This is a genomic window from Halorubrum lipolyticum DSM 21995, from assembly GCF_000337375.1.
In the GTDB taxonomy this organism is placed as follows: Archaea; Halobacteriota; Halobacteria; order Halobacteriales; family Haloferacaceae; genus Halorubrum; species Halorubrum lipolyticum.
The window spans coordinates 59,157-83,376 of sequence record NZ_AOJG01000025.1 but is presented as its reverse complement, the minus strand read 5'-3'; the positions used below and the strand labels follow the sequence as shown (position 1 = coordinate 83,376).

20 protein-coding genes are annotated in these 24,220 nt (G+C 65.3%); 12 read left to right on the top strand and 8 right to left on the bottom strand.

Annotation, left to right across the window (positions count from 1 at the left end):
* Positions 1-178: 178 nt before the first annotated feature.
* From C469_RS09030 to C469_RS17495, 3 genes are all read right to left on the bottom strand, one after another.
* Positions 179-5,194 (bottom strand): DUF4011 domain-containing protein, encoded by a 5,016-nt coding sequence (locus C469_RS09030; protein ID WP_008005882.1) that lies wholly within the window; start codon positions 5,192-5,194, stop codon positions 179-181.
* Positions 5,195-5,391: 197 nt separating this feature from the next.
* Entirely contained in the window at positions 5,392-5,670 is a 279-nt protein-coding gene (locus C469_RS09025; protein ID WP_049911190.1) for a ribbon-helix-helix domain-containing protein, read from the bottom strand.
* A 469-nt stretch (positions 5,671-6,139) separates the two neighbouring features.
* Positions 6,140-6,652, bottom strand: a complete 513-nt coding sequence (locus tag C469_RS17495; RefSeq protein WP_241429993.1) for a hypothetical protein — start codon at positions 6,650-6,652, stop codon at positions 6,140-6,142.
* 27 nt (positions 6,653-6,679) lie between these two features.
* Here C469_RS17495 and C469_RS17490 point away from each other — a divergent pair, with 27 nt between their 5' ends.
* Together C469_RS17490 and C469_RS17835 are read left to right on the top strand one after the other, a co-directional pair.
* Positions 6,680-6,859 (top strand): hypothetical protein, encoded by a 180-nt coding sequence (locus C469_RS17490; RefSeq protein WP_049911189.1) that lies wholly within the window; start codon positions 6,680-6,682, stop codon positions 6,857-6,859.
* Positions 6,860-7,387: 528 nt separating this feature from the next.
* Entirely contained in the window at positions 7,388-7,492 is a 105-nt protein-coding gene (locus tag C469_RS17835; protein ID WP_449272117.1) for a DUF7386 family protein, read from the top strand.
* Positions 7,493-7,523: 31 nt separating this feature from the next.
* On the opposite strand, the gene C469_RS09010 is transcribed toward C469_RS17835, so the two are convergent.
* The gene (locus C469_RS09010; RefSeq protein ID WP_049911187.1) at positions 7,524-7,949 is read right to left on the bottom strand and encodes a type IV pilin; all 426 of its coding nucleotides are present in this window, start codon (positions 7,947-7,949) and stop codon (positions 7,524-7,526) included.
* A 173-nt stretch (positions 7,950-8,122) separates the two neighbouring features.
* Here C469_RS09010 and C469_RS09005 point away from each other — a divergent pair, with 173 nt between their 5' ends.
* The 3 genes from C469_RS09005 to C469_RS08995 are packed head-to-tail and all read left to right on the top strand — an operon-like array spanning position 8,123 to position 10,111.
* Entirely contained in the window at positions 8,123-8,899 is a 777-nt protein-coding gene (locus C469_RS09005) for a hypothetical protein (RefSeq protein ID WP_049911185.1), read from the top strand.
* On the top strand, positions 8,892-9,299 hold the full coding sequence (locus C469_RS09000) for a DUF4260 domain-containing protein (RefSeq protein WP_008005872.1): 408 nt from the start codon (positions 8,892-8,894) through the stop codon (positions 9,297-9,299). Before C469_RS09005 ends, C469_RS09000 begins: the two co-directional genes overlap by 8 nt.
* The gene (locus tag C469_RS08995) at positions 9,299-10,111 is read left to right on the top strand and encodes a CPBP family intramembrane glutamic endopeptidase (protein WP_049911182.1); all 813 of its coding nucleotides are present in this window, start codon (positions 9,299-9,301) and stop codon (positions 10,109-10,111) included. The genes C469_RS09000 and C469_RS08995 overlap by 1 nt, the downstream gene beginning before the upstream one ends.
* A 269-nt stretch (positions 10,112-10,380) precedes the next feature.
* On the opposite strand, the gene C469_RS08990 is transcribed toward C469_RS08995, so the two are convergent.
* Positions 10,381-11,544, bottom strand: coding sequence for a hypothetical protein (locus C469_RS08990; protein WP_008005868.1), 1,164 nt, complete (start codon positions 11,542-11,544; stop codon positions 10,381-10,383).
* Between the two features lie 96 nt (positions 11,545-11,640).
* Between C469_RS08990 and C469_RS08985 the strand changes: the two genes are divergently transcribed.
* From C469_RS08985 to C469_RS08975, 3 genes are all read left to right on the top strand, one after another.
* Positions 11,641-12,531 carry a DUF7857 domain-containing protein gene (locus C469_RS08985; protein ID WP_008005866.1) on the top strand — a complete coding sequence of 297 codons (891 nt, stop codon included), beginning with the start codon at positions 11,641-11,643 and terminating at the stop codon, positions 12,529-12,531.
* Positions 12,528-13,178, top strand: coding sequence for a nucleotide-binding protein (locus C469_RS08980; RefSeq protein ID WP_008005865.1), 651 nt, complete (start codon positions 12,528-12,530; stop codon positions 13,176-13,178). The genes C469_RS08985 and C469_RS08980 overlap by 4 nt, the downstream gene beginning before the upstream one ends.
* Positions 13,179-13,253: 75 nt before the next feature.
* A complete protein-coding gene (locus C469_RS08975; protein WP_008005863.1) occupies positions 13,254-13,961 on the top strand; it encodes a hypothetical protein in 708 nt (235 codons plus the stop codon).
* A gap of 27 nt (positions 13,962-13,988) precedes the next feature.
* Here the strand turns inward: C469_RS08975 and C469_RS08970 are convergent, their stop codons facing one another.
* The gene (locus C469_RS08970) at positions 13,989-14,291 is read right to left on the bottom strand and encodes a HalOD1 output domain-containing protein (RefSeq protein ID WP_008005855.1); all 303 of its coding nucleotides are present in this window, start codon (positions 14,289-14,291) and stop codon (positions 13,989-13,991) included.
* A 291-nt stretch (positions 14,292-14,582) separates the two neighbouring features.
* Here C469_RS08970 and pheS point away from each other — a divergent pair, with 291 nt between their 5' ends.
* Both pheS and pheT read left to right on the top strand, forming a co-directional pair.
* Positions 14,583-16,091, top strand: coding sequence for a phenylalanine--tRNA ligase subunit alpha (gene pheS / locus C469_RS08965; protein WP_008005853.1), 1,509 nt, complete (start codon positions 14,583-14,585; stop codon positions 16,089-16,091).
* Entirely contained in the window at positions 16,091-17,827 is a 1,737-nt protein-coding gene (gene pheT, locus C469_RS08960) for a phenylalanine--tRNA ligase subunit beta (RefSeq protein ID WP_008005852.1), read from the top strand. Before pheS ends, pheT begins: the two co-directional genes overlap by 1 nt.
* Positions 17,828-18,445: 618 nt before the next feature.
* Here the strand turns inward: pheT and C469_RS08955 are convergent.
* Entirely contained in the window at positions 18,446-20,158 is a 1,713-nt protein-coding gene (locus C469_RS08955) for an L-lactate permease (protein WP_008005851.1), read from the bottom strand.
* Between the two features lie 186 nt (positions 20,159-20,344).
* On the opposite strand from C469_RS08955, the gene C469_RS08950 reads away from it, so the two are divergent.
* Both C469_RS08950 and C469_RS08945 read left to right on the top strand, forming a co-directional pair.
* Entirely contained in the window at positions 20,345-20,851 is a 507-nt protein-coding gene (locus tag C469_RS08950) for a LutC/YkgG family protein (protein ID WP_008005850.1), read from the top strand.
* Complete coding sequence (locus tag C469_RS08945; protein ID WP_008005848.1) at positions 20,852-23,062, top strand: LUD domain-containing protein; 2,211 nt, start codon at positions 20,852-20,854, stop codon at positions 23,060-23,062. It begins immediately after the preceding gene.
* A 15-nt stretch (positions 23,063-23,077) separates the two neighbouring features.
* On the opposite strand, the gene C469_RS08940 is transcribed toward C469_RS08945, so the two are convergent.
* On the bottom strand, positions 23,078-24,199 hold the full coding sequence (locus C469_RS08940) for an aminopeptidase (RefSeq protein WP_008005846.1): 1,122 nt from the start codon (positions 24,197-24,199) through the stop codon (positions 23,078-23,080).
* Positions 24,200-24,220: the final 21 nt, after the last annotated feature.

Sequence of the window (24,220 nt, the reverse complement as noted above, 5' to 3'; positions counted from 1 at the left end):
TCGTCTCAAATCACGAAACGATTTTATAAGTTGTTTGCCTCATTTGGGAAAATATAACAATAAATTGTTATTTCTGGGTGATCTCACATTTCATAGATGGTGGCGAATTTGTAGGGGTTCAACAGAGTCCCTTGGCTATAAACGAGATTTTGGGTTAGCGAAACAATGCCGGTACAACTTAGCCGTAAATTCGGTTAAGCAGAATACGGTCCGCGTCAACATCGATAAATTCGATTGTCTCGCCGGACGCACCGAGTTTCGCACAGTCCTCGGAGATCAGAATGTCGACGGCATCGTTGATATGTGCCCTAATCTTGGAGCCAGTACGCTGATAGCCGTAGAGACGTGCGATCTCGAGTACGAGATCCTCGCGTGTCATCCGGGTACCTGCGTCGAGTATCAGATGGCCTGCCCGTGCGAGCTCTTCGAGGGGAATCTCATCAGCAGACCGACTCGCAGTCCCAGTGTTAGTTCGGAGTGTAATCGTGTTGGGGCGCTCACCGGGCCAGATAAAGCCGTCGTGAAGACACACCGCATCCCGTCGGTTTTGCTTGCGCGCTGTCTTGTTGAGTGACTGGCGGATATTCTTCCCGAGACGGGTGATATTCCACCGACTAATGACGGCTCGGAATATGGTATCTCGTTTTTCAGGCCCGAATTCGTCGACGACGTTCACAAGCGTCGACGCAACGCGCCGCGTCGACACCTCGTCGAAGGACTTGTCACGGCGTGTCGTAACCTGTGGTTCCTGCCAGTCAGTGGTGTATTCTTGGATACCACTTCGTTCGTCTTTTGGGATGGCATCGACAGTGACCTCCGCTACCTCCGTCGAGACGCCACCATCAGCGACGGGACTATCCGCGATGAGTTTCTCGACCTTCGATTCGATGGCTTCGATTTCGCGGCCCTTGTTCGAGGCCCAATCAGGCGACCAGATGCGGTGAATCGTCCATCCGAGATCCTCTAGCACGGCCTGGCGCGTCCGGTCTCTGTCACGGGCAGTTTTCGAGGAATGGTAGGCGGCGCCGTCACACTCGATACCGAGGACGTACTTGCCCGGTTTGTCCGGATGCCTGATTGCGAGGTCAATGCTGTATCCGGAGCTTTGGACCTGTGTCGAGACATCTAAGCCGCGATTCTCCAGTGCTGTGTAGACGGCCTCTTCGAACTCGGAGTCGAACTGGAGGAACTGTGTCTCTGAGTCCGAGCGAGTCAGTGCGTCGTCACCGTGCTTTGCGTACTCGAGATAGTGTTTGAAGTCCTCAACACCGCCTTTATCCGTGCGCTGGAGGTCGATATCGCCCGGCTGAAGCGAGGAGACCACTTGGATGTGCTCTTTGGCACGCGTCACGGCTACGTTCAGTCGGCGTGCGCCGCCCGTCTGATTGAGCGGGCCGAAGTTCATCGAGATCTTGCCGGCCTCATCCGGTCCGTAGCCGACGCTGAAGATGAGCGCGTCCCGCTCGTCTCCCTGGACGTTCTCCAGTGGTTTCACGAAGAAGCCCTCGAGGGCGTCATCCTCCGAGACGAACGCATCCAACTCGGGGTCTTGGCCACGCGCTTCCTCGATAGTATCTCGAATGGCCTGTGCTTGTGCAGAACTGAACGCAACGACACCGAGGCTCTTATTGGGCCGTTCCTGAAGATGCTCACGTACCAATTCGAGGACGCGGTCCGCCTCCGGTTGGTTCGTGCTCGAGCCACCTCGATCGTAGAGACCATCCTCGACGTAGACGAAGTCAACACCCATCGCGTCGTCGGCGTTGTTATCCGGGAACGTCCGAAGTGCGCCGTTGTAGTATTTCGCGTTGGAGAACTCGATAAGCTCGTTCGTCCGGCTGCGGTAGTGCCAGAGCAACCGCTTCTCGGGAAGAACCGTTGAGGCCTCATCCAAAATGCTCTCGAGGTCCTCGCGCACACCACGGGCGGTTTCGACATCCGCTTGGAAGAACGATGTCGGGGGGAGCTGTTTGCTGTCGCCCGCGATGATTACCTGCTCACCGCGAATAACACTGCTAATGGCGTCCTGTGGCATGATTTGTGACGCCTCGTCGAAGATGACCGTATCGAATTCAATCGAACCATGTCGCACGTACTGGGCAACCGAGAGGGGGCTCATCATGAAACAGGGCTTGAGTGTCGTGACGAGCGTCGACACCTCATCGAAGAGTTCGCGTAGCGGCATGTGCTTGCGACTCTTCTGGACTTCGCGACGCAGCGTTACCTGTTCGGAGCTACTCGCATGCTTGAGTTCCGTTTGCGGGCGTCGATTCGTGACGCGATGTTGAATCTCGGCTTTTGCGTACTCGCGCTGCTGTTGGTCGAGATGCCGGAACTCTTCGAGTAAATCGTTGTACTCCGTCGCACTGAACGAGTCGAAACCGGTCTGAGAGTACACCTCGTTGAGCCACTCCGTGTAGAAGTTCCGCTTGAAGGTATCGATGAGCGTCTCGGCTGCGTGACCTTCCGCGAGGTATCGCTCTAGGAATTCGCCCGCCGGACTCTCCAGAACATCGTCGCGTGTGTCTTGATACTGAATCCACGACTGTAGTTCTTCGATAGTATCGTATCGAGTGGTAAACCAGGATTCGACCGCACCCATGGCTGCCGTTTCGATATCGGCGTCGTTAATCGAAACCGCGTCGAGATCGAAGACATCCGCGAGATCGTTTCTTGCAGTCTCCCAGTCAGTAAGGACTCCATCGAGGCGCGTCGCAAGCGCAGCTGTCTCGTCGGCATCGCGTTCGAGGACTAACTCATCTAGGACGTCTGCGTCTACGAGATCGTTGGCTGCGATGGCAGCCACCCACGTCTGGGTGTCCAATACTGTCTCCCAATCCGTCGTCGGCCCATCGTAGAGATGACCAAGCTGGTCAGTCATCGCATCGTACTCCTCAACTTCGTCCGCGAGGGCATCGACGCGCATCAACGCCTTCGTGTCCGATCGGAGTCCCTCGATACCCGGCCGGTAGCCATCAGCTGCGTGTGAGAGAATGCGTTTCTTGAGCCGCCGATACGAGGGACTCACGTATCGGAGTATACCGTAACCACTCAACTCGCCGTGAAGTTCGGTGGCATCCGTACTAAAGATCGATTCCTCGTAGTGTTCAGTGAGGTCACTTCGCTTCTCGGTGAGTTCACGGCTCTTCGCGGCGAGGGACTGAAGACGATCGTCACGCGCGTAGAAGTCTCGTTCAAGGTGTTCTGGCGTCAGGGCCACGTCCGGCATGTCTCCCAGTAACGTAACGAGATCATCAGCCGCACGCAGGTCCGCTATTGAGGACAGCGACGTGTCGAGGAACGATTCAGCGGCCTCCCGTGTGCGTTTCAGGTCCTCAAGCGTCGTAATAGCCTCCGAGATCGTCGTCTCGACTGACTCGGCGGTATCAATCTGCCAGCGTGAGATAGCGACGTGCTGCCAGGGATGGTTCCCATCACGGTTGAACTCGTCTTCGTAGGCTGCCAGCGATGCGAGTTGCTCTTCAATCGCCTGGATGTCTGATTGACTGTACTCAGTTGGCTGTTCAAACGAGGCATCGATGCGCGGGCAGTCATCCCGTTTGGAGACGATCCCAAACGCTTCATACGGTGTTATGTCTTGGCCCTCAGGTTGGTAGAACAGCTTGTCTTTATACTGATTGAGCGTTCGTCTCGTCGTTTCCAGTTTGTTGACGACACGATCCCGTTCACGCGGGTGTTGGAGTGGATCGGCATTGAGCTCGCGACCGAGATCTTCGAGCACCTGTTTCTTGCTCGCTTTCTCGCCGTGGGCCTCCAAACAGAAACGCCCGAGATCATTATCGTCTAAGCGGTCTTTGACAACGTCGAGTGCGGCCTGTTTCTCGCTGACGAACAGGACGGTCTCGTCGGCGGCCATCTTCTCCGCGATGATGTTCGAAATTGTCTGACTCTTGCCCGTCCCGGGTGGGCCCTGAAGGACGAAACTCACGCCGCGCTTGGCTGCTTCGATAGCCTCTTGCTGGCTCGAATCGGCGTCGAGCACCTGATACGTATCGGCAGGCGACACCTGTTCGTCGAGTTCCTCCGCACTCGGCGTGGCAGCGGGCTCGGGCAACGCGTCGGGATTGCCGTTAATCGCTTTGACTAATGGATCGTCTTTGATGGCCTCCCGATTTTCTTCGAGGTCGGCGTAGAGGCCGAACTTCGAGAAGTCGAAGATACCCAGTATTACTTCGGGCGCGATACGCCAGCGTTCAAATCCGCTGATAACGTCATCAAGGTATGCGAACGCCGTTTCCAGTTCGTCAAGCGAGAAGGCCTCATCCGGCGCGAGGTGAATACCGCGTTCCGCGCTCAGTAGCTTCCGAAGCGCGGGATTAATCTGTATCTCGGCATCTTCGCTTGTGATCTCGTAGTCGTGGCGGTCGGCGTTTCGGTTCGTCTCTTCGTCGAGCGTGACTTGGACGAGAAAGAGCGGCGTACGGAGCTCCGAGTCGCTATGGTCGACGTCGTACCATCGGAGTGTCCCGAACGCGATGAAAAGCGAGTCAACGCCCCGTTCGCGGAGGAAGCGTTTCTCCCGCAGGCGAATGTTATTGAGTGAGTTCTCCGTCGCGCCGTTCGCCCGGATAGACGCCACCTCGTCGGCGGCTAACGTGGCCGGATCTGCGGGGGAACCACCCTCTTCGTCTTGTGCTGAACGGCGAATATAGAGGGGGTCACGGTCGAAGATCGTGTTCGCAACCGTGAGTGGGTCAGCACGATGGAACGGAAGTGACTTCGTTTTCGTTGCCGAGAAATTGACGAGGTTGCTCCGTCGCGTCAAATCCAGGAGCTGTTCCTTCCAACTGTTGATTTTCTTATCGAGAGGGTTGGACGCCGTCTCGGTCTCGTCTGTTGTGGTGGCCGTCTGATCGGTCGCACGCTCGAATGCCTCAGTATCGAGGGTAGTGTCCCACATCGGCGCCACGATGTGGCTCCCTGTGGCCGTCTCCGAGTCAGACGCGGTATCGTTAGCTTCCTGCTCCGAAGGGGTATCAAGGAGTGAGCCGACAGTGCCCTCGCCTTCCGGATTGCCCGAGTCTGCCGTGTCATTGGCATCCCCAGATGTGGCTGGCTCGTCCCAGTTAACATCCGCATTATCAGCGCACTGCGTACAGGTACGGCCCTCGTGCTTCATCCATTGCGGCAGTGTCCGCTGGCACTCGTCGCATACAAACGTCTGCTCACTCATGATAGAAGTCGGATGGAATGTATAGATAGGCCAGTATGGATATATCTTTCTAGCTAGTGTAGTGGTATTAGGAAGAGCCTACTCTGCGGTTCTTCGAAGAACACGATAGTTGAGTCACTGCGTTCGTGCCTCCAGACAATCACTTACGTTGAGTTGTCGCTTCGACCAGTCAATGAGCTCCCGGTCCCATTTCTCGCTCATCGATCACTCGCATCTTCACGTCCATACTCTGCTTTGATATCCTCGCTGGAGTGTGTTTGACCTTCCTTAACGTCGACTTCGCTTGCAGCGATCGCCTTGAGATCCGCGCGGTTGAATTCGGGATGTTTCACCGCGTCACGAAGTACATCGCGGATGAACTCGCTACGGCTGTTGTACCCGAGGTCTTCCCACGTTGCGTCGACATCGGCGAGAAACATCTCCGTCATCCGAATGTTGACGGTCGTTTTTTCGGGCGGTGAACTGTCTTCGGACATACTGCTGTGTTGAAATTGTGTAGCAATAACAGCTACGTCAAATTAAATATTGTCGGGATACCCCCGTCGCTGTTCCATCCTTTCGCGCTGGCTTCGGCGGTCGTAGTGTTCGTCGAGAACACCAGGTGTCACGTTCGCACAATCGCTGACAACCTCTTTCGAAACATCGCTGTTCAGGTGGTGAGTGATCCCACCACGCCGAAGGGCGTGTGGACTGACGCTCGACGGACAGTCGAATGCGGCGGTATACTCCATCGCGTCACAATCGTCTGGATCACGATCGTGGAGGCACTCTCCAGTGGAAACGCAGGGCCTTGTGTCCCTGTAGCAATCCCCCGACGCGTCGATCGGTGCGCGCGTCCCTTCGACGTTGACACGAGTGGTCGCCTGCCGAACTCGTCGTCGACATCGGGTCGCCGATTCGCTATCCAGTCATCGAGCAGCCGACACACCTCGTTCGATAACGCGATCAACCGTTCTCCACCGATCCATTCTTGATCGTCGTTCCGGTCTCAGGCCGATGGACGACGCCGATGTACCGCCCGTCCGGATCGCAGTCGTCGGCGTCGAGCGAGTGGACCGTGCCGGTCCGCATCATCGTGTGCCACATCAGCGTGAGCACGACGTGAGGCCGCGAGGCGTATTCGTACTTCGAGAGGTACTCGAGACTCTCTTCGGCACGATCGGACTCGAGCATCACGTCGCGGACGTTCTGCACGTCACGCAACACGGGCGACCGCACCTTCGTGTGGAGATCGTCGACGACGGCGTCGATGCCCTCTAACCACATCACGAAGACGCGAATCGCGTCTATCTGGGTCTTCTCCGTGGCGGGCGCGAGATCTCCCTCTCGACGCCGCCACAGGCGATACCGTGGAGACACCGTCCGCTGTCTGTCTGGAATGCGGCAGCCACGTCCCGCCGTGGTTCGGTCGCATTCCGGTCGCACCACGTCGCCGAGCAGGTCGTCGAGGCGCTGCATGCGGCGCGTGGAGGCGTCCGCAACGGCGTGGGCGCCGCGACGAACGCGGTGCAGAACGCCGGGCGGAAGGCGCTCGACGAGCGCACGGACGAGCCGATCGTGTTCTGCCAAGCGAACGGGATCCACGTCGACGAGCTCGACATCGCCGTCGAACCGACGGGGGGGTCGGTTGACGGTTCAGGGTGTGGCTACGGCCACAAATTCTAAGATACTCCTCCGCTTTCGCAGGATCAGCCGCGCGCAGCGAGAGACGTGCACGACCGTGATCTCTCGTCCCTCGGCTCGGTACCACACTAAGACGTAGCCACCGCCCTCGCGACCGAGCGTCCGGTGCTGATCCTCCCAGAACTTGAACGTTGGGCGGACGCCGTTCGTCATCGAGCCCTGCACGTCCCACGGCCGGCCGTCCTTCTCGTCGGTCGCGTCGAACTTGAGCCCGTCACCCTCGGGAGAGTCGCGCTCGATCGGATCGCGGTCGGCCGCCCACGTCTCGACGGGCGTCGTCGAGTCGGACTGTGCCGCGACGCCGGAAAGACCGAGGCCGAGCCCGGGGACCAGGACGACGAGCGCGAGAGCGAGGGCGAACCTCCGAGTTTGCTTGTGTTGCGGTTCATCAGTTACTCACCCTCGTTGCCGCGGATCGAGTCGATCGCGTCGGTTACGCGCAGACGCCCAAGTGGTCGACGAGCGTGGTAATCGACGTCGCGCTCGCGCACTGATTCAGTCAAAAAGAGTATTCGCGACGCTCGTGACAAATTAGACCCAGCGACAATTCACCAGTTCAACACCGATGTGCTAGGGTTGCGATATCGGACACAAATAAAATCTTCTTGCCGATGAATCAGATAATCAAATCGCAGCCTACTGGATTTTAGGTGCTAAAATCCACGGTTTCCTCGAAGATCGCGCTGCCACTCGGATCGTGAATGATTCGGACTGTTTCCTCATCGGTATAGGTATCGGTGTCGGAGTAATTTCCTACTTTTTCCTCCCCGCTTTGCCAGTCTTCATCAGGTAACGCGTCTTCGTAGCGGTCTCCGGCAATCGATAAGGTGAGATCACCGGCATCGATCGTCTGGCCGCCAGTTTTGGCGAAGGTAATGTTTCCATTCGAAGAATTCACGTCCGTAACATCAAAACTCGCCTGCGGCGCGGTGTCTCCTAACTGATCGCCGAGTCCGAGGACGAACGTCCCGATGACGGCGGCCAGAATGACAGTGATCGCGACCATGAGGATGACCCCGATTACGGGACTGACGGCGCGATTTTCTCCTTTGAGCGGGTTGCTTGGTTTCATGATTGAACCCAGCTGGGGCCGAGGATCCCGATCCGGAACCGATGCCGGAGCGAGTCCTTCGGGTCGCTGGCTATTTGGAGGGATGGTGATCCGGTATATGTACTTAATGGCGTGGGTATCATGTGTGAAAATTTGAGGCATGAGTTCAAATCTGTTGTCGCAGAATCACGTGTATGGTCCCCACGGCAGCGGCTCTCGCTCGCACATACAGCGATCGCGTGTATCCGGACCCGTGGGAGAAAGTCCGCGATTACCGCCGCGTCCGCGAGTACGCCGCCGAGCACCCGAACGCCGGTCGGGTCCGCGTCGGGCGCGCGCTCGATCTCCCCGCTGGACGCGTCCGTGGGTGGCTCAAAGACGCCGTTCCCGACCCGGTTCGGGGAATCAACGCGGCAATCGACCGCGGGTGGATCGATCCGGACCCCGACGGGGAGACCGCCGCCTCACTCGTCGCGCTACTCGCGCACGTCCTCGCCGGCGGGAGCATCGCGACCGAGAGTTACCTCCCCGCGGTGACACCCGGGAAACGGGTGAACGTCGCGGAGATTCGCGACGCCTTCGAGCGCGTCGGCGTCGAGACGCGGACCCGAAACGCCGACATCGACGGGCGGGCACCCGAGGTCGTGCCTACCTGCGACGGAACGGTCCTCGGTCGGTGTCTCGTCGCGATGGACGCCCCGACCGGCGTGAAGACGACGCTCGACCATCTCCCGGCGGTCGTATGGGACGTACCTCGGTCGGTTCGGCGGTCGTTTGTGCGGATCTACGTTCGACACCGTGGGCTGAACTACGCCGGGAAATCGACAACGCGCGTTCAGGTCGAACGCCCGAGCTCGTTCATCGCGGAACTCCGAGACATACTCGATGACGTACTTACCGAGCGCGTTACCACGGCTGACGCCGGGGTCACGATCTCGGCGGCCGCTGCGCGAGAACTTGGAGTTGAGTAAAACGTTCCTGCGTGTTGAGGGACTAGCCGCGCTGGGAATCGCATTGGGCGGGTACGTCACCCTTGACGGACCAATTTGGTTACTGATCGTCCTCGCGCTGGGCCTCGACCTGTCCATGCTCGGCTATCTCCCCGGTTCACGGGTAGGCGCACTGAGCTACAGCGTTATTCACACAGACACACTACCGTTGGCTCTCGGCGGTCTCGGCTTCTGGGCCGACGGTCGAACGGCGTTCCTCATCGCACTGATTTGGGGCGGCCACATCGGCGCTGACCGCCTCTTCGGCTATGGACTTAAATTCGAATTCGGATTCAAGCGCGCATCTCTCTACCCGGCCCGCCCTGCACCGTCCACCGAGCGCAATACTCTTTTATTGAAACCGGGAGAGGAAGTCTCGTAATGACTGCTTCCCCGAGCTGGAGGCCCTCCACACGCGGTGTGATCGCGTTGTTCGCGCTGGGAATGGTCGGCGTGATCGCTCTCGCCATCGCTTCCGTCCCGACGCTTCGAGAGATTCCCGAACTTTCGACGCTCTCGTATCCGACGCTAGTAGTGCTCGCAGCGGCGAATTCCACACTCTTGCTGATCGTGTTCGTCGTCCTCGGCGCGGTTACGGCCCCGCGCATCGATCTCAGTTCCCACGTGTTCGCCTGGGCGGCCACCGGTACGTCGGAATGGGGCGAGCGACGCGACTCGTTGCCACTCGCAGCAGCGGTCGGCGGTGGGCTGTTCGCCGTCGTCGCCGTCTTGGACGTCGCGTTCGCACAGTTCGCGGGGTTCCCCGCCGGGGTGACCCTAACGGATACGGAAGCGCTGAGCGAACTCTTCGCGTCGGTTCCGATGCGGCTGTTCTACGGGGGTATCACGGAGGAGATTCTCCTCCGCTGGGGGGTCATGGCGCCCCTCGCGTACGTCCTCTGGTGGGGGCGAAACAGGCTCGGGAATGCGACCGAGTCGCCCTCGGCGACGATCATGTGGATTGCCATCGCCGTGAGTGCCGTCGCGTTCGGCGTCGGTCACCTACCCGCGCTCGCCGCGACGTTCGAGCTAACGATTCCGCTGATCGTCCGAACGGTCCTCTTGAACGCTATCGTCGGCGTCGCGCTCGGTTGGCTGTTCTGGCGACGGTCGCTCGAAACCGCAATGATCGCACACGCCGCGTTCCACGTGGCGCTCGTCGGCGTCTCCACCGTTCTGATTCTCGTCACGTGATCAGGATCTGGTCTCCGACGAGGCGACGCTCCAGAGTTGTACCGTTAATGAATGACTGAGTGACACTAACGCATGGCTTCGACCGGTCCCGGTGACTCGGAGGCGGTGCTCGCGGAGCTTGCACTGACGCGCGGACTCACCATCCAGATGACTGCGCTCAGCACGCTCGGGTTAACCGTCGCCGCGACCGCACTGGGCGGGGCTCTACCAAGCCGTCACTGGGCACCCGGTGTCGCCGAACGGCAGGCGGCCGAGTTCTCGAACCGACCTCACTCCGCGTCCGCGACGATCCACGGCTTCGCGTCGGGGTCGTAGTCGGCGATCGCGCCGCTGTGACTGCGCGTCTCGGGCGCGAGGACGCCGACGTGTTTCAGCTGCTGGACGAAGTTGAACAGGACGTTAGTCCGGATCACGTCGGTCCAGACGCCTCGGTCCCGATAGAGCCGGGCGGTCTCGCCGCGCTCGATCAGCTCCCGGGCGCGAGCCGCGCCGCGCGTCGTGCAGAACGCGCTCAGGAAGACGTTCGGGTACTCGCGGACGAGCCGCTCGACGAGATCGAGGAAGTGTACGCGCGGCCCCTCCTTGCGGAGCGCGTCGAGCAGCAGCCCGAACTCGGGGTGTCTGACGAAGGAGTTCCGGAGGAGGACCGCGAGCGGCGGGTGGACCTCGGCGACGGTGCGTCGAGCGACGTCCTCCTTCGTCAGCCGGAGGTCGTCGAGGTCCTCGATCCCGTAGCCGCGGAGCACCGTCGCGGCCAGCTCTCCCTGCGAGGTCAGTTCGTGAGGCGATCCCGTCGAGACCAGTCCGAGGGTGCGCGCGCTCGCGACCGTCTCGCCGCCGGCGCCGAAGCCGTACTCGTCGGCGATCGCGTCCACGAGCTCGTCGCGCGCGAGGGGGCCGTACCGGTCGATCGCGACGACCGGCGCGAAGTAGTTCAAGGGCTGTGCGAGGCTCAGCGTCGTGATGTCGCCGCCGAACTCGTTCCCGCGGAGCCGGAGCGACAGCTGCCCCTCGATGTCCGCGACCTCCGCGGTCGACTCCGCGCTCGGCGGCGAGCGCCACGCGGTCGCTCCGTCCTCCTCGACGCCGATGACGCCGACACCCTTCGCACGGAGCAGGTCGGCGTGCGGCCGCACGGCGTCGCCGTGACCGGCGAGATACGACACGTGCGCGCCCTGCTGGTAGGTCAGCGCCTGTCCGATTCCCCGAAGGAGGTTCGTCGAGCCCTTCACTTCGATCGCGAACACGCGGTCGGACTCGGTGAACCCGAGCACGTCGGGGTACCGCCCGCGGATCGTTATCTCGTGGCGGCGACAGCGGTCGAGCACGTCCGCGTACGCGTCGCTGTGCGCCTCGGGAACGTGAACCAGCGGCTCGTAGTTCCGCTCGTCGAGCGCGGTCACCACGCGATCGAACACCGCCGGCTCGTTCATACGGGGCGGACGCCCTCCCGGATAATAAGCGGTCTCCCGTCGCGCTCACGCGCTCGTCGCCCCGCAATTTAAAAGCGATACCGCGGCACCCGGCGTATGAACCTCTCGTGGGACGTCGACCGGGAAGGCGGCGTGTCGCTGGTTCGGTGTCGCGTTCGCAACGGCGGCGCCGTCCCCCGACGCGTTCGGATCGAGAGCCGGCTCGACGGCCCCGTGCTCCCGCCCCGCCGGGGCGGCCTTCCGGAGACCGGGTGGGACGAGTCGGGCGTGACGCTGCGCCTCGGACCCGGCGAACGGCGGGCGCTCGGCTTCGCGACCCGCGCCCCGCCGGTCGATCCGCCGGTCGAGGTCGCCGAGGTGGAGGCGGTCGATCCGACGGAGCAGTCGGGAGATGCTGGACCCGGTGGGAGGGCCGACGGACCCGCGTCCGCGACGGCTGACGCCCTCCGGCGGCTCGGCGACTCCCGACCGCCGAGAGACGCGATCGCGAGCGGGGCGACCGGGCTCGGCGAGGCGACTGGGGCCGGCGAGGCGACCGGGCTCGGCGAGGCGACTGGGGCCGGCGAGGCGACCGGGCTCGGCGAGGCGACTGGGGCCGGCGAGGCGGACTCGAAAGGTCGGTCGAGCCGCTCGGACCACGCCGCCGGAAACGGCGCTGACGCGGTCGACAGCGATGAACCGGCCAGCGACCCAGACGCCCCTGCGCCCCCGCCGGGAGAGACGACGGGGTGGTCGGACGCGGTCGGGGCGCGACTGGACGCGGTCGAGGAACGGATCGATCGGGCGGAGCGGCTGACCGACGCCGACTTGGCGACCGCGACGGCGGCGGTCGCGGAGGCCGACGGCGTCGCGGCGCTCTCAGGGCTCGACGAGCGGGTCGCCGCAGACGCGAAGCGGCTCAGCGAACTGAGCGAGCGCGCGGCGGCGCTGGCGGCGCGCGCGGAGGCGACCGACGCGCCGGTCGAGGCGCTGGAGCGACTCGCGTGATCCTCGCGGTCGCCGGCGGGAAGGGCGGCGTCGGGAAGACGACGCTCGCGTACAACGTCGCCGCCGCGCTCGACGCGGTCGTCGTCGACGCCGACCTCGGGATGGCGGACCTGCCCGGCGGCCGCGGTCCGGACCTCCACGACGTGCTCGCCGGCGAGGCCGACCCGATCGAGACGCTGCGCGCCGGCCCGGTCGACATCGTCCCCTGCGGCCGGACGCTCGCCGGCGCGCGGGCGGCCGACCTCCGGCGGCTCGAATCAGCGGTGGCAGCGATCGAACGGGAGCGCGGCGCCGTCGTGCTCGACTGTCCCGCGGGCCGACGGGCGGACGCAGGGGTCCCGCTCGCGGTCGCGGACGCCTGCCTGCTCGTCGTGTCGCCGCGGGCGTTCGCGCTGGCGGACGCGATCCGGACTCGGGAACTCGCCCGCGAGCTCGACGCGGGACTCGTCGGCTGCGCCGTCAACCGAGTGACCGAGGAGCCGCCGACCGACGCGATCGCCGACACGCTCGGCGCGCCCGCGTCGGTCGTCCCCGCCGATCCGCGCGTCGGCCGCTCTGTCGCCGAAGAGCGACCGGTCGTGAACGCCGCGCGCGACAGCGCCGCAGCGAAGGCGGTCCGAGAACTCGCTCGACGAGTTCCCCGTTGACGGGCGGCGGCCCGCTTTTCGACGCTTGACCGCGAAATCGCGCCTTTTTACCGCTCCGGGACGGACCCGCGGACGATGATCACGGCCGCCCTGCTCGCCGGCGTCGCGGTCCTGACGTTTCTCGCCGTCGAGATCGGCCCCCTGTACGCGGCCGACCGATTCCGCGACCTCCGGGAGCCGACCGACGCCGAGCGCGGCCGCCTCGACTCCCTCCGCGAGACCGCGGGACTCGACGTGGACCGGATCGCGATCGAGCGGCGCGGCGAGGGCGAAGTCGGCGGCGAAGCCGGAGGGGAACCCGGGCGCGAGGGCGTCGGCCCCGTCGAGGTCGCGGTCCGCGGCCCGCCCCGTCGGCGGGTGCTGTTCCTCTCGGAGGCCGTGCTCGACGATCTTGACGACGATATCGCGATCGGCCTGCTCGCGGCCGAGGCCGGTCGCGTCGAGACGTACTACGGCGAGTTCCGCGCGATCGCGATCGCCGCGGTGGTCGGCGTGTTGGCGGCGATCGTCACCGCGACGGTTCCGTTCGACGCGGGCTTCGCGTCGCTCGTCGCCGTCGGCCTCGCGGCGTTCTGGGTCGGGCGGCGGGTGCAGTACGCGGCCGACGACCGCGCCGCGGACGCGGTCGGCGCGGATCGGGTCGCCGACGCGTTCGAGCGCGCGGCGGCGATCCGCGGAGTCGAACCGGCGACCGGCGACTGGTCGACGTGGTTCGAGGTGCAGCCGCCGCTCGGCGATCGGATCGCGGCGTTGCGGGAGCGAGAAGGGGCAGAGGCGTCGTGAGACGCCGATATCGGTCGATTTGGGCCGTCAGCGGGTCGGCTCGACGACGACCGCCGTCGCGTCGACGCTGACCTCGTAGCCGGCGACGGAAAGCGAGACGTCGACGTCGGTTCCGGCGTGGGACACGAGCGCGTCCAGCGCGTCCGGCTCGACGTGATCGTAGAGGACGATCCCCGCCTCGTCGCCGAGGTCGATCGGGTCGATGCCGGCGGCGCCGGCGACGGCCTCGATGACGGCCCGGCTCGGTGACGGACCCGCGCCCCCGTGTTCGACGCGGACGTGCTCCGAAACCCGCCCGTGACCCCGCGAATCCGCCGTTGCGCTGCTCATACCCGTTTCGGCGTCGGACGTGCATATAAATGCCTCCCCGTGCGTATCGATACTGAAATTTTGACGGCGAGCGAAACGGCTCTGTTCGATCGATAGCCACTCGGTACCATGTCACTCGAACGCATCGGGTCGGGCATCGCCAGCGGGATCGACGGCGACGCGTTCGGGTTCGTTTTCGGGTGAGTCGCGCGCGGCGGATCCGTCCCGCGGCCGAGCGGTGAAACCGCGCGGATCGGCGGCGACGTGCCGGAACCGTTACCAACCAGCCAGACGGCTATAGAGACAACTCGAATGCGACTCCCGGAACGACAGCTCGCGGTCCTCGAGGCCGCGAGCGCGACGGACGAACGGACGATAGACGAGATCGCGGCGGAGACCGGACTGAAACCGGAGACGGTCACCGGCGCGGCCTTCGATCTCCGCGACGAGGGGCTCTGCTCCGTCGGTGAGACCGCCGCCGAGACGCTCGCCGTCACCGACGAGGGGCGGCGGTACGTCGACGACGGGCTCCCCGAGACGCGGCTCTACCGCGCCGGGGTCGCGCTCGGTGCCGACGAGTCCGCGGTCTCGATGGGACGAGTCATCGGCGAGGCCGACCTCGACGGCCCCGAGGTCGACATCGCGCTCTCGAACTTCGCGCGCAAGGGCTTCGGGTCGATCGACTCGGGCGAGCTGACGGTCGATCCCGACGCCGATCCCGACGCCGACTCCGAGGCGGCCGCGCTCTCGGCGCTCGCGGCGGGAGAGGACCCCGCGGTCGACGACTCGGTCCTCGGCCAGCTGGACTCGCGCGGGCTCGTCGAGCGCGGCGAGTCGGTCACCCGATCGGTGACGCTCACCGACGACGGCGTCGACGCGCTGATGACGGGCGTCGAGGCGGCGGAGACGGTCGCACAGGTCACGCCGGAGCTGCTCGCGAGCGGCGAGTGGCGCGACGTGGAGTTCTCGGAGTACAACGTCGAGGCCGACGCGCCGGCGGTCTCCGGCGGCCGGAAACACGTGCTCCGCCGCACCGCGGACCGCGTGAAGGACGTGCTCGTCGGCATGGGATTCCAGGAGATGGAAGGCCCCCACGCCGACAGCGACTTCTGGATCAACGACTGCCTGTTCATGCCGCAGGACCACCCGGCCCGGACCCACTGGGACCGGTTCGCGCTCGACGTGGACCCGATGGAAGACATCCCCGAAGAGCTGATTCGCCGCGTCGAGTCGGCCCACCGCGACGGGTGGGGCGAGGACGGCGACGGCTACCACTCGCCGTGGTCCGAGGAGTTCGCCCGCGAGATTGCTCTCCGAGGGCACACCACGTCGCTCTCGATGCGGTACCTCTCCGGGATCGCGGGCGCGGAGCTCGAGCCCCCGCAGCGCTACTTCTCCGTCGAGAAGGTGTACCGCAACGACACGCTCGACCCGACGCACCTGCTGGAGTTCTTCCAGATCGAGGGGTGGGTGATGGCCGAGGACCTCTCGGTGCGCGACCTGATGGGCACCTTCGAGGAGTTCTACCGGCAGTTCGGGATCACCGACATCCGGTTCAAGCCCCACTACAACCCGTACACCGAGCCCTCCTTCGAGCTGTTCGGCGAGCACCCGGAGACGGGCGAGGAGATCGAGATCGGTAACTCGGGGGTGTTCCGCGAGGAGGTCACCGGCCCGCTCGGCGTCGACTGCGACGTGATGGCGTGGGGGCTCGCCCTCGAACGGCTCGCGATGCTGACGACGGGCGCGGAGGACATCCGCGACCTCCACGGGACGCTGGCCGACATCGAGTTCCTGCGGGACGCGGAGGTGAGCTACTGATGCCCGTCGTCGACATCGACACCGACGAGCTGCGCGGGCTCACCGGCCGCACCGACACGAGCGACGAGGAGTTCAAAGAGGACCTGTTCGGCCTCGGCTTGGAGTTCGAGGGGGAGACCGACGACGGCCTCCTCCAGTTCGAGTTCGCGCCCGACCGGCTCGACCGGCTCTCCGTCGAGGGCGTCGCGCGCTCGCTGCGCTACCACTACGGCGACGACCGCGGCGTCTACGTCCCCGAGACGAACGACCCCGAGTGGACGATCGAGGTCGACGAGTCGGTCCCCGACGAGCGCCCGTACGTCACCGGCGCCGTGGTCCGCGGCGTCGACCTCGACGAGGGCGCGCTCGACTCGCTGATCCAACTACAAGAAAAGCTCCACGCGACGATGGGGCGCGGCCGCGCGAAGGGCGCGATCGGAATCCACGACCTCGCGATGGTCAAGGGCGCGCCGTTACAGGAGGGCGCGGAGCCGTCGATCACCTACCGCGGCGTCGACCCCGACGGGGTGTCGTTCGTCCCGCTGGACGCGAACGACGAGCTGACACCGACCGAGGTGCTCGAAGAGCACGCCACCGGGCAGACCTACGCCGACCTCGTCGAGGATCTGAACCGCTATCCCGCGATCTACGACGAGCTCGGCCTCTTCTCGTTCCCGCCGGTCATCAACGGGAAGCGGACCGAGGTGACGACGGGCTCCCGCGAGCTGTTCGTCGAGCTCACCGGCACCGACCAGTGGACGATCGACCGGATGTGCAACATCGTCTGCTACGCGCTGTCGGCCCGCGGCGCGACGATCGAGCAGGTCGAGGTGAACTACGACGACGGCGCGACCGCCCCGAGCGAGTACGGCGCGGAGCTCGTCCGCCCGAACCTCGACGTCGACGAGAAGTCGGTGGGCCACGACCGCATCGAGACCTTGCTCGGCGTCGAGTTCGAGCCCGAGGAGGTCGTCGACTGCTTCGAGCGCGCCGGGCTCGACGCCTCCTACGCCCTCGACGGGGACGTGACCTACGAGGTGGAGGTCCCGCCGTACCGCGTCGACGTGCTCCACCCCCTCGATCTGGTCGACGACGTGGGACGCGCCTACGGCTTCGACAACCTTGAGCCGCGCTACCCCGACGTGGGGACGGTCGGCGGCCGCCACGAGCGCTCGCGGCTGGAGGACGCGGTCCGGACGAGCCTCGTCGGGCTCGGCTTCGAGGACCTGCTCAACTTCCACATGACGAGCGGGACCGAGAACTACGACCGGATGAACCTGGACGCGGGAAGCGACGCGTTCGGCGGCGGCGACCCCGTCGCGATCACGGAACCCTACAGCGAGGAGTACACCCAGCTCCGCACGTGGGCGGTCCCCTCGCTGATCATGCTGCTCGAGCGGAACACCCACAACGCGTACCCGCAGGACGTGGCGGAGGTCGGCTTCGCGGCCGAGCGCGACGACGCGGAGAACACGAACGTCGCCGAGCGCCGCCACGTCGCCGGCGCGGTCGCCCGGCGCGACGCCTCCTACGAGGCCGCGAAGGGCCGACTGCAGGCGGTGTGCGACGACTTCGGCGCGGAGTTGGAAACCCCGCGCACCGAGCACCCCTCCTTCATCGACGGTCGAACCGCCGCCGTCGTGATCGACGGCGACGAGGTCGGCGTGATCGGCGAGGTCCACCCCGCCGTGCTCGCCGAACACGACCTCGAGGTGCCCGTCGCGGCCTTCGAGTTCCACCTCGACGCGCTGCGCTGAGACGGAGTCGGTCGTTTTCCCCGTCTCTCCCGCGTCAGATCGGGTGAGACGCCTCGACGCGATCACGATCGCCCGGAAGTGCTGTGCGCGATCGAGAGCGGGTCTTGCAGATTGGCGGTAGTGATGGGATATTTAAAAGTCGTGAGCGACGTCGACGATCACTTATAAATGAACACGGCGGTGGCGTGCGCCGGTGAGCGCCCGGAGGGCGCGAACCGCCCGCACGAGGGAGTCGGTCGGCCGGAGCAACGCGGAGGACGACCGACGAGGCTGGGGAGGCGTGAGGTGCGGGGCGGTCGGGCGGGACTCAAAGGGGCAGCCGCGAGGCCACAGTAGACGACGGAAGCACCGCAGCGAGCGGAGCGAGCGAGGAGCGCAACGAGCGTACTGTGGCCTCGCGGCTGGGGCTTTGGAAGTGTTCACTACGGAGTCGTCGATCGCTTATAAATAGCCGACAGCAACGTCGCTCGATCAGTTATAAACAACGGATCGACCGATCTACTTCACCCACTCCCGCTATTGCTCATTGCTGTCTCTGTACTGATCGCTAGAGAGCCGAGCTGTATCTGCAGTCAAGCGTTCCACCAGCGCCGAACAATCAAAAAACCACCCCGGCGATCAGAACAGGCCGGGAACCAGCACGTACGTCAGCAGCATCCCGAACACGCCGGCGAACAGCGCGAACAGCGTCATCGGAACGATGGCCTTCCGCAGCAGGTCGCCCTCGCGGCCGGTGATCCCGACGACGCCGCAGATGGCGGCGATGTTCAGCACCGAGACCATGTTCCCGAGGCCGCCGCCGACGTTCTGCAGGCTGACGACGACCGTCCGGGAGAGTTCGACCGTCTCGGCGGCGTTGAACTGGAGCACGCTGAAGAGGATGTTCGAGGACGTGTTGCTCCCGGTCATGAAGGAGCCGATGGCGCCGACCCACGGAGAGACCATGGGGAGCAGGCCGCCGGCGCCCATCGCGAGCGCGCGGCTGAGCGCCTCCATCATGCCGAGGAGCCCGGCCGTGTTCGTCTGCGACTGGATCATCACCTGCGTCATCGACACGGCGATGATGAGCGTGAGCGCGGCCGGCGCGACCTGCTCGATCGAGCGCCGCCACGCCGCCCCCATCTCGCCGGTGTCCATCTTGTGGATGAGCCCGGTGAGAACCGCGATCGGAATGAACGGCATCGTTCCCGGCAGATAGAGGTACTGGAGCGTGTACCCGAGCTCCGTCCCGAGGATCGAGTCGATGCTGACGGAGAAGCTCTGGATCCACGCGAGCACGTCGGTGCCGGCGACGGCGAGGTCCGGCCACCGCGTGACGAGGAGCGCGAGCGCGACGAGGAGGTACGGCGTCCACGCCAACAGCACGGACATCTCCTTTTTCGGCTGGTCCCGGGCGATCTCGTCGAGGTCGAGGCCGCCGAGCCACGTGTCGGTCCACGTCGACTCGTCGGGGAAGTCCCACTCGCGGTTCGGGATGAGGACGTCGTTGTTCGCGAGCACGAGGCCGACCGCGAGCACCACGAACCCGGCGGCGATGTCGGGGAGCGCGGGGCCGATGAACCACGCGATCACCAGCTGCGTCCCGCCGGTGATGGCGCCGAGCAGGAGCGCGAACGGCGCGACTGGGAGGGTGCTCCGCACGGCCTCGCCGACGCTCCGCCCGCCGTCGGCGTCCCCGAACCAATACGCCAGGAAGAACACGCCGAGCAGGCCCCAGAACACGTACGTCACCCCCGTGACGACGCCGGACCACGCCGAGACCATCGAGAGGAACTCGGCGACGCCCACCGAGCCCGACAGCGCCGGTTCGATGACCGCTCCGGTCCCGCCGATCACCGGCGTTCCGGCCGCGCCGAACGGCGGGTTCGGGGCGTTGAAGAAGAGCCCGAACACCGCGGCGGCCAGCGGCGGGAACCCGAGACCGATGAACAGCGGCGCGGCCAGCGCGCCCGGCGTGCCGAACCCCGCCGCCCCCTCGATGATGGTCATGAAGCCGAGACCGATGAGCAGCACCTGAATGCGTCTGTCCTCTTCGATCTGCCCGAAGTACCACCTGATGGTGGCGATGGCGCCGCTCCCCTCGAGGTAGTTCATCAGGAGGATCGCGCCGAAGACGATGAGAATGATGTCGACAGCCTGTAGCACGCCGTAGACGGCCGACGCCAGCAGCCAGTCGGGTTCCATGCTCCAGTACGTCAGTCCGATACCCGCGGCGAGCAGCCACCCGACCCCCATCGCGCGGGCCGCCGACCACCGAAGCCCGGCGAGCAGGACGAACGCGACACCGATCGGGATGACGCCGACGAGCGCCAGTGTGAGCACGTTAGTCATGATTGGAGTTCTCGACCGTATTTCGTCGTCTAACAACGAGGTATATGTAATTTTCTTTTTGAATGATATCAACTGCCAAACATCGCCGTACGGGACGCAGATTCGATAATAAAAATACATTATGTATACGATCACCAACACGTGTTGAGGGAAACACCCATTAGGCTGTTTCATAAACGTCCGTTTATGTCAGCCGAGCCAATCGCGACCTTCGAGTCGTCCCTCGACGAGATCGACGTCGACCTCGTCCGGACGACCGCCGACCGGTTCGAGTCGGCGCTTGCCCCGCTCCTCGACGCTCCGGCGGTCGGCGCGCCGCTCCCGTTCGAGAACGTCTCGCTGCCGGACGCCGTGGAGACGGACCCGACGGTGGCGGAGCTCGAAGCCGCGGCGACCGGCGTCACCGCCGCCGGATACGGCATCGCCGACTACGGCTCCGTGGTCATTCAGGGCGGGGCCGACGGCGAGGAGCCGGTGAGCCTCTACGCCGACGAACACGTCGCCGTCATCGCCGCCAGCGACGTCCTGCCGGACATGGACGCGACGTTCGACCGCCTCGCCGAGGACATCCGCGGCGGCACCGGGCAGGCAATCGTCGCGACCGGACCGAGCGCCACCGCGGACATGGGCGCGCTCGTGAAGGGGGCGCACGGGCCGATAGACGTCACCGTCGTTCTCCTGGAGGACGCGTAGATGAGCGCCGACAACCGTCGGCGGAAGGCCGAACACATCCGCCACCTCCTCGACACCGAGGGCGACAGCGTCCACGAGAACACCCGGGTGTTCAACGAGGGACGGTACGAGTCCACCGCGGACCTCGACGACTACGAGGCTCTCAAAGACGAGGCCCGCGCCATCAAGGAGGACGCCATCGAGCGCCTTCCCGAGCTCGTCGACGAGGTCACCGAGGCGATCGAGGACAACGGCGGTACCGTGTACGTCGCCGACGACGCGGCCGACGCGAACCGATACATCACGGAGGTCGTCGACGGCCGGAACGCGGTGAAATCGAAGTCGATGACCAGCGAGGAGATCGAGGTGAACGACGCCCTCGAAGCCAGCGGCGCGAACGTCTGGGAGACCGACCTCGCCGAGTTCGTCCTGCAGATCGCCGACGAGGCGCCCTCGCACATCGTCGCCCCGGCGATCCACAAGTCCCGCGAGGAGATCGCGGCCCTGTTCAACGAGGTGTTCGAGCCGGAGGAGCCGCTCGAAACCGCCGAGGAGCTGACGCGGTTCGCCCGCGAGTACCTCGGCGAGAAGATCCTCGACGCCGAGGTCGGGATGACGGGCGCGAACTTCGTCACGGCCGACACCGGCACGCTCGCCTTAGTCACGAGCGAGGGCAACGCCCGCAAATGCGTGCAGGCGACCGACACCCACGTCGCGGTCGCCGGCGTCGAGAAGGTCGTCCCGAGCGTCGAGGACCTCCAGCCGTTCGTGGAGCTCATCGGGCGGTCGGGGACCGGACAGGACATCACCTCTTACGTCTCGCTTTTCACGCCGCCCGGCGACTCGCCGACCTTCGGCGGGGGCGATGAGGGCGGTCCCGGCGACGACCGGGAACTCGGTCCCGGCGACGACCGCGACTTCCACCTCGTGCTCATCGACAACGGCCGCATGGAGATGCGCGAGGACGACCAGCTCCGGGAGACCCTGTACTGCATCCGGTGTTCGGCGTGCGCGAACTCCTGTGCGAACTTCCAGCACGTCGGCGGGCACGCCTTCGGCGGCGAGACGTACTCCGGCGGCATCGCCACCGGCTGGGAGGCGGGCGTCCACGGGGAGGACAGCGCCGCCGAGTTCAACGACCTCTGTACGGGGTGTAGCCGGTGTGTGAACCAGTGTCCGGTGAAGATCGACATCCCGTGGATCAACACCGTCGTCCGCGACCGCATCAACCGCGGGAAGGACGGCGACCTCGACTTCCTCGTCGAGGGGCTCACCCCCGACGAAGAGCCCGGCGGCGTCGACCCGCAGAAACGCCTGTTCGGGAACTTCGACACGCTGGCGAAGCTCGGATCGGCGTTCGCGCCCCTCTCGAACTGGGTCGCGCAGGCCGGTCCGGCCCGCTCGCTGATGGAGCGGACCCTCGGCGTCGACAGCCGCCGCGAGCTCCCGCGGTTCGAGCGCGAATCTCTCGTCGACTGGTTCGAAGCGCGCGGGCCGCGCGTGGGCCCCGACGAGGCGCGCCGGCGGGTCGCGCTCTACCCGGACGCGTACACGAACTACGTGCGCACCGAGCGCGGGAAGGCCGCCGTCCGCGTCCTCGAAGCGCTCGACGTTCGCGTCGACATCCCGGCCGCCGGCGAGAGCGGTCGCGCGCCGCTCTCGCAGGGGATGGTGGCGACCGCGCAGTCGAACGCCGAGGCAGTCTACGACGCGCTCGCGCCCGCCGTCGCCGCCGGCCGCGACGTCGTCGTCATCGAGCCCTCGGACCTCGCGATGTTCAACCGGGAGTACGAGCGGCTCCTCGAGGAGGACAGCTACGAGGCGCTGGACGGGCACAGCTACGAGATCATGGAGTACGTCTACGGGCTGTTGGAGAACGGCGCGGACGTCGACGCGCTCCCGGACGGCGACGGCGAGCGCGTCGCCTACCACAGCCACTGTCAGCAGCGCACGCTCGACCTAGAGCCGTACACGACGGCCGTCCTCGAAGACGCCGGCTTCGACGTGACGACCTCCGACGTGGAGTGTTGCGGGATGGCCGGCAGCTTCGGCTACAAGTCCGAGTACTACGAGCTCAGCGTGGACGTCGGCGAGTCGCTCGTCGACCAGTTCACGACGGACGACACCGCGGACCGAACCGTCGTCGCCAGCGGCACGTCGTGTCTCGAACAGCTCGACGCGCTGCTCACGCGCCGACCCGCGCACCCGGTGCGGCTGCTCGACGGGCGGTAGCCGACGCCCTCTCGATCAGTCCTCGAACCCGTCTTCCCACCGGAACGTGCCGTTCCGCTGGACGACTTCGCCGTCGATCTCCAGCCGCGAGTCCTCGCTCACGTCGCTGATCATGTCGACGTGGACCGCGCTGTCGTTGCCGGACTCGCCGTCGGGCAGGCAGGCGTCGTAGGCGCGTCCCACCGCGAGGTGGACCGTGTCGCCCATCTTCTCGTCGAAGAGGATCGAGTCCGTGAACCGGTCGATACCGCGGTTCATCCCGATACCCAGTTCGCCGAGCCGCCGGGCGCCGGGGTCGGTGTCGAGCACGCTCGCGAGCGCGTCCTCGCCGGCGCCGGCCGAGAAGTCGACGACCTCGCCGTCCTCGAAGACGAGGTGCACGTCCCGGACGCGGGTCGCGTCGATCGTCATCGGTACGTCGAAGAACGCCTCTCCCTCGGTGTCGTAAGGGGCGGTGAACACCTCGCCGCTCGGGAGGTTGTGGGAGTCGTACGCCACGGAGGCGGCCGAGTTGACCGCGGTCCGGCCCGCGATCGACATCGAGACGTCGGTGTCGGGGGCGTCGTCGCGCTCGGTGACGATCCGGACCTCCTCGCCGGCGTCGAGGGCGTCTTTCATCGCCGCCATCTCGTCGGCGAGCGCCTCCCAGTCGCGGCACACGGCGTCGTAGACGAAGTCCTGGTACTCCTCGTAGGCCATCCCGGCCTGCTGGGCGAGCGAGCGCGTGGGGTGGACCGTCGACACCCAGTCGGTGTCCATCCGCGCCTCGCGCACGTCCGCTCTCGCCTTCGCGTACGCCTGCCGCGTCTCGCTCGACACGTCCGCGGTCGCGGTGGTGTTGCGCCCGCCGCCGATCCGGAGGTAGGCGTCCGCGGCCTCGAAGATCGCGCGGTCGACGGCCTGCTCGTCGTCGAAGTCGCGCTCGCCCCGCTCGCTCCCCTTTAAATACGCTCGCGAGAGCTCCGCCGATCCGTACAGCGTCGTGGCGTTCGCGCCCCGCTCGCCGAGCGCCTCGGCGACCGCGACGCCCAGCTCGTGGGCGTCCTCGGCGACGCTCACGACCACGTCGTCGCCGTCCTCGACCCGCGCGCTCCAGTCGACGAGCACCTCCGCGTGCTCGCGTACGCGTTCGTCCATGCCGTGAGGTCTCGGTCGGCC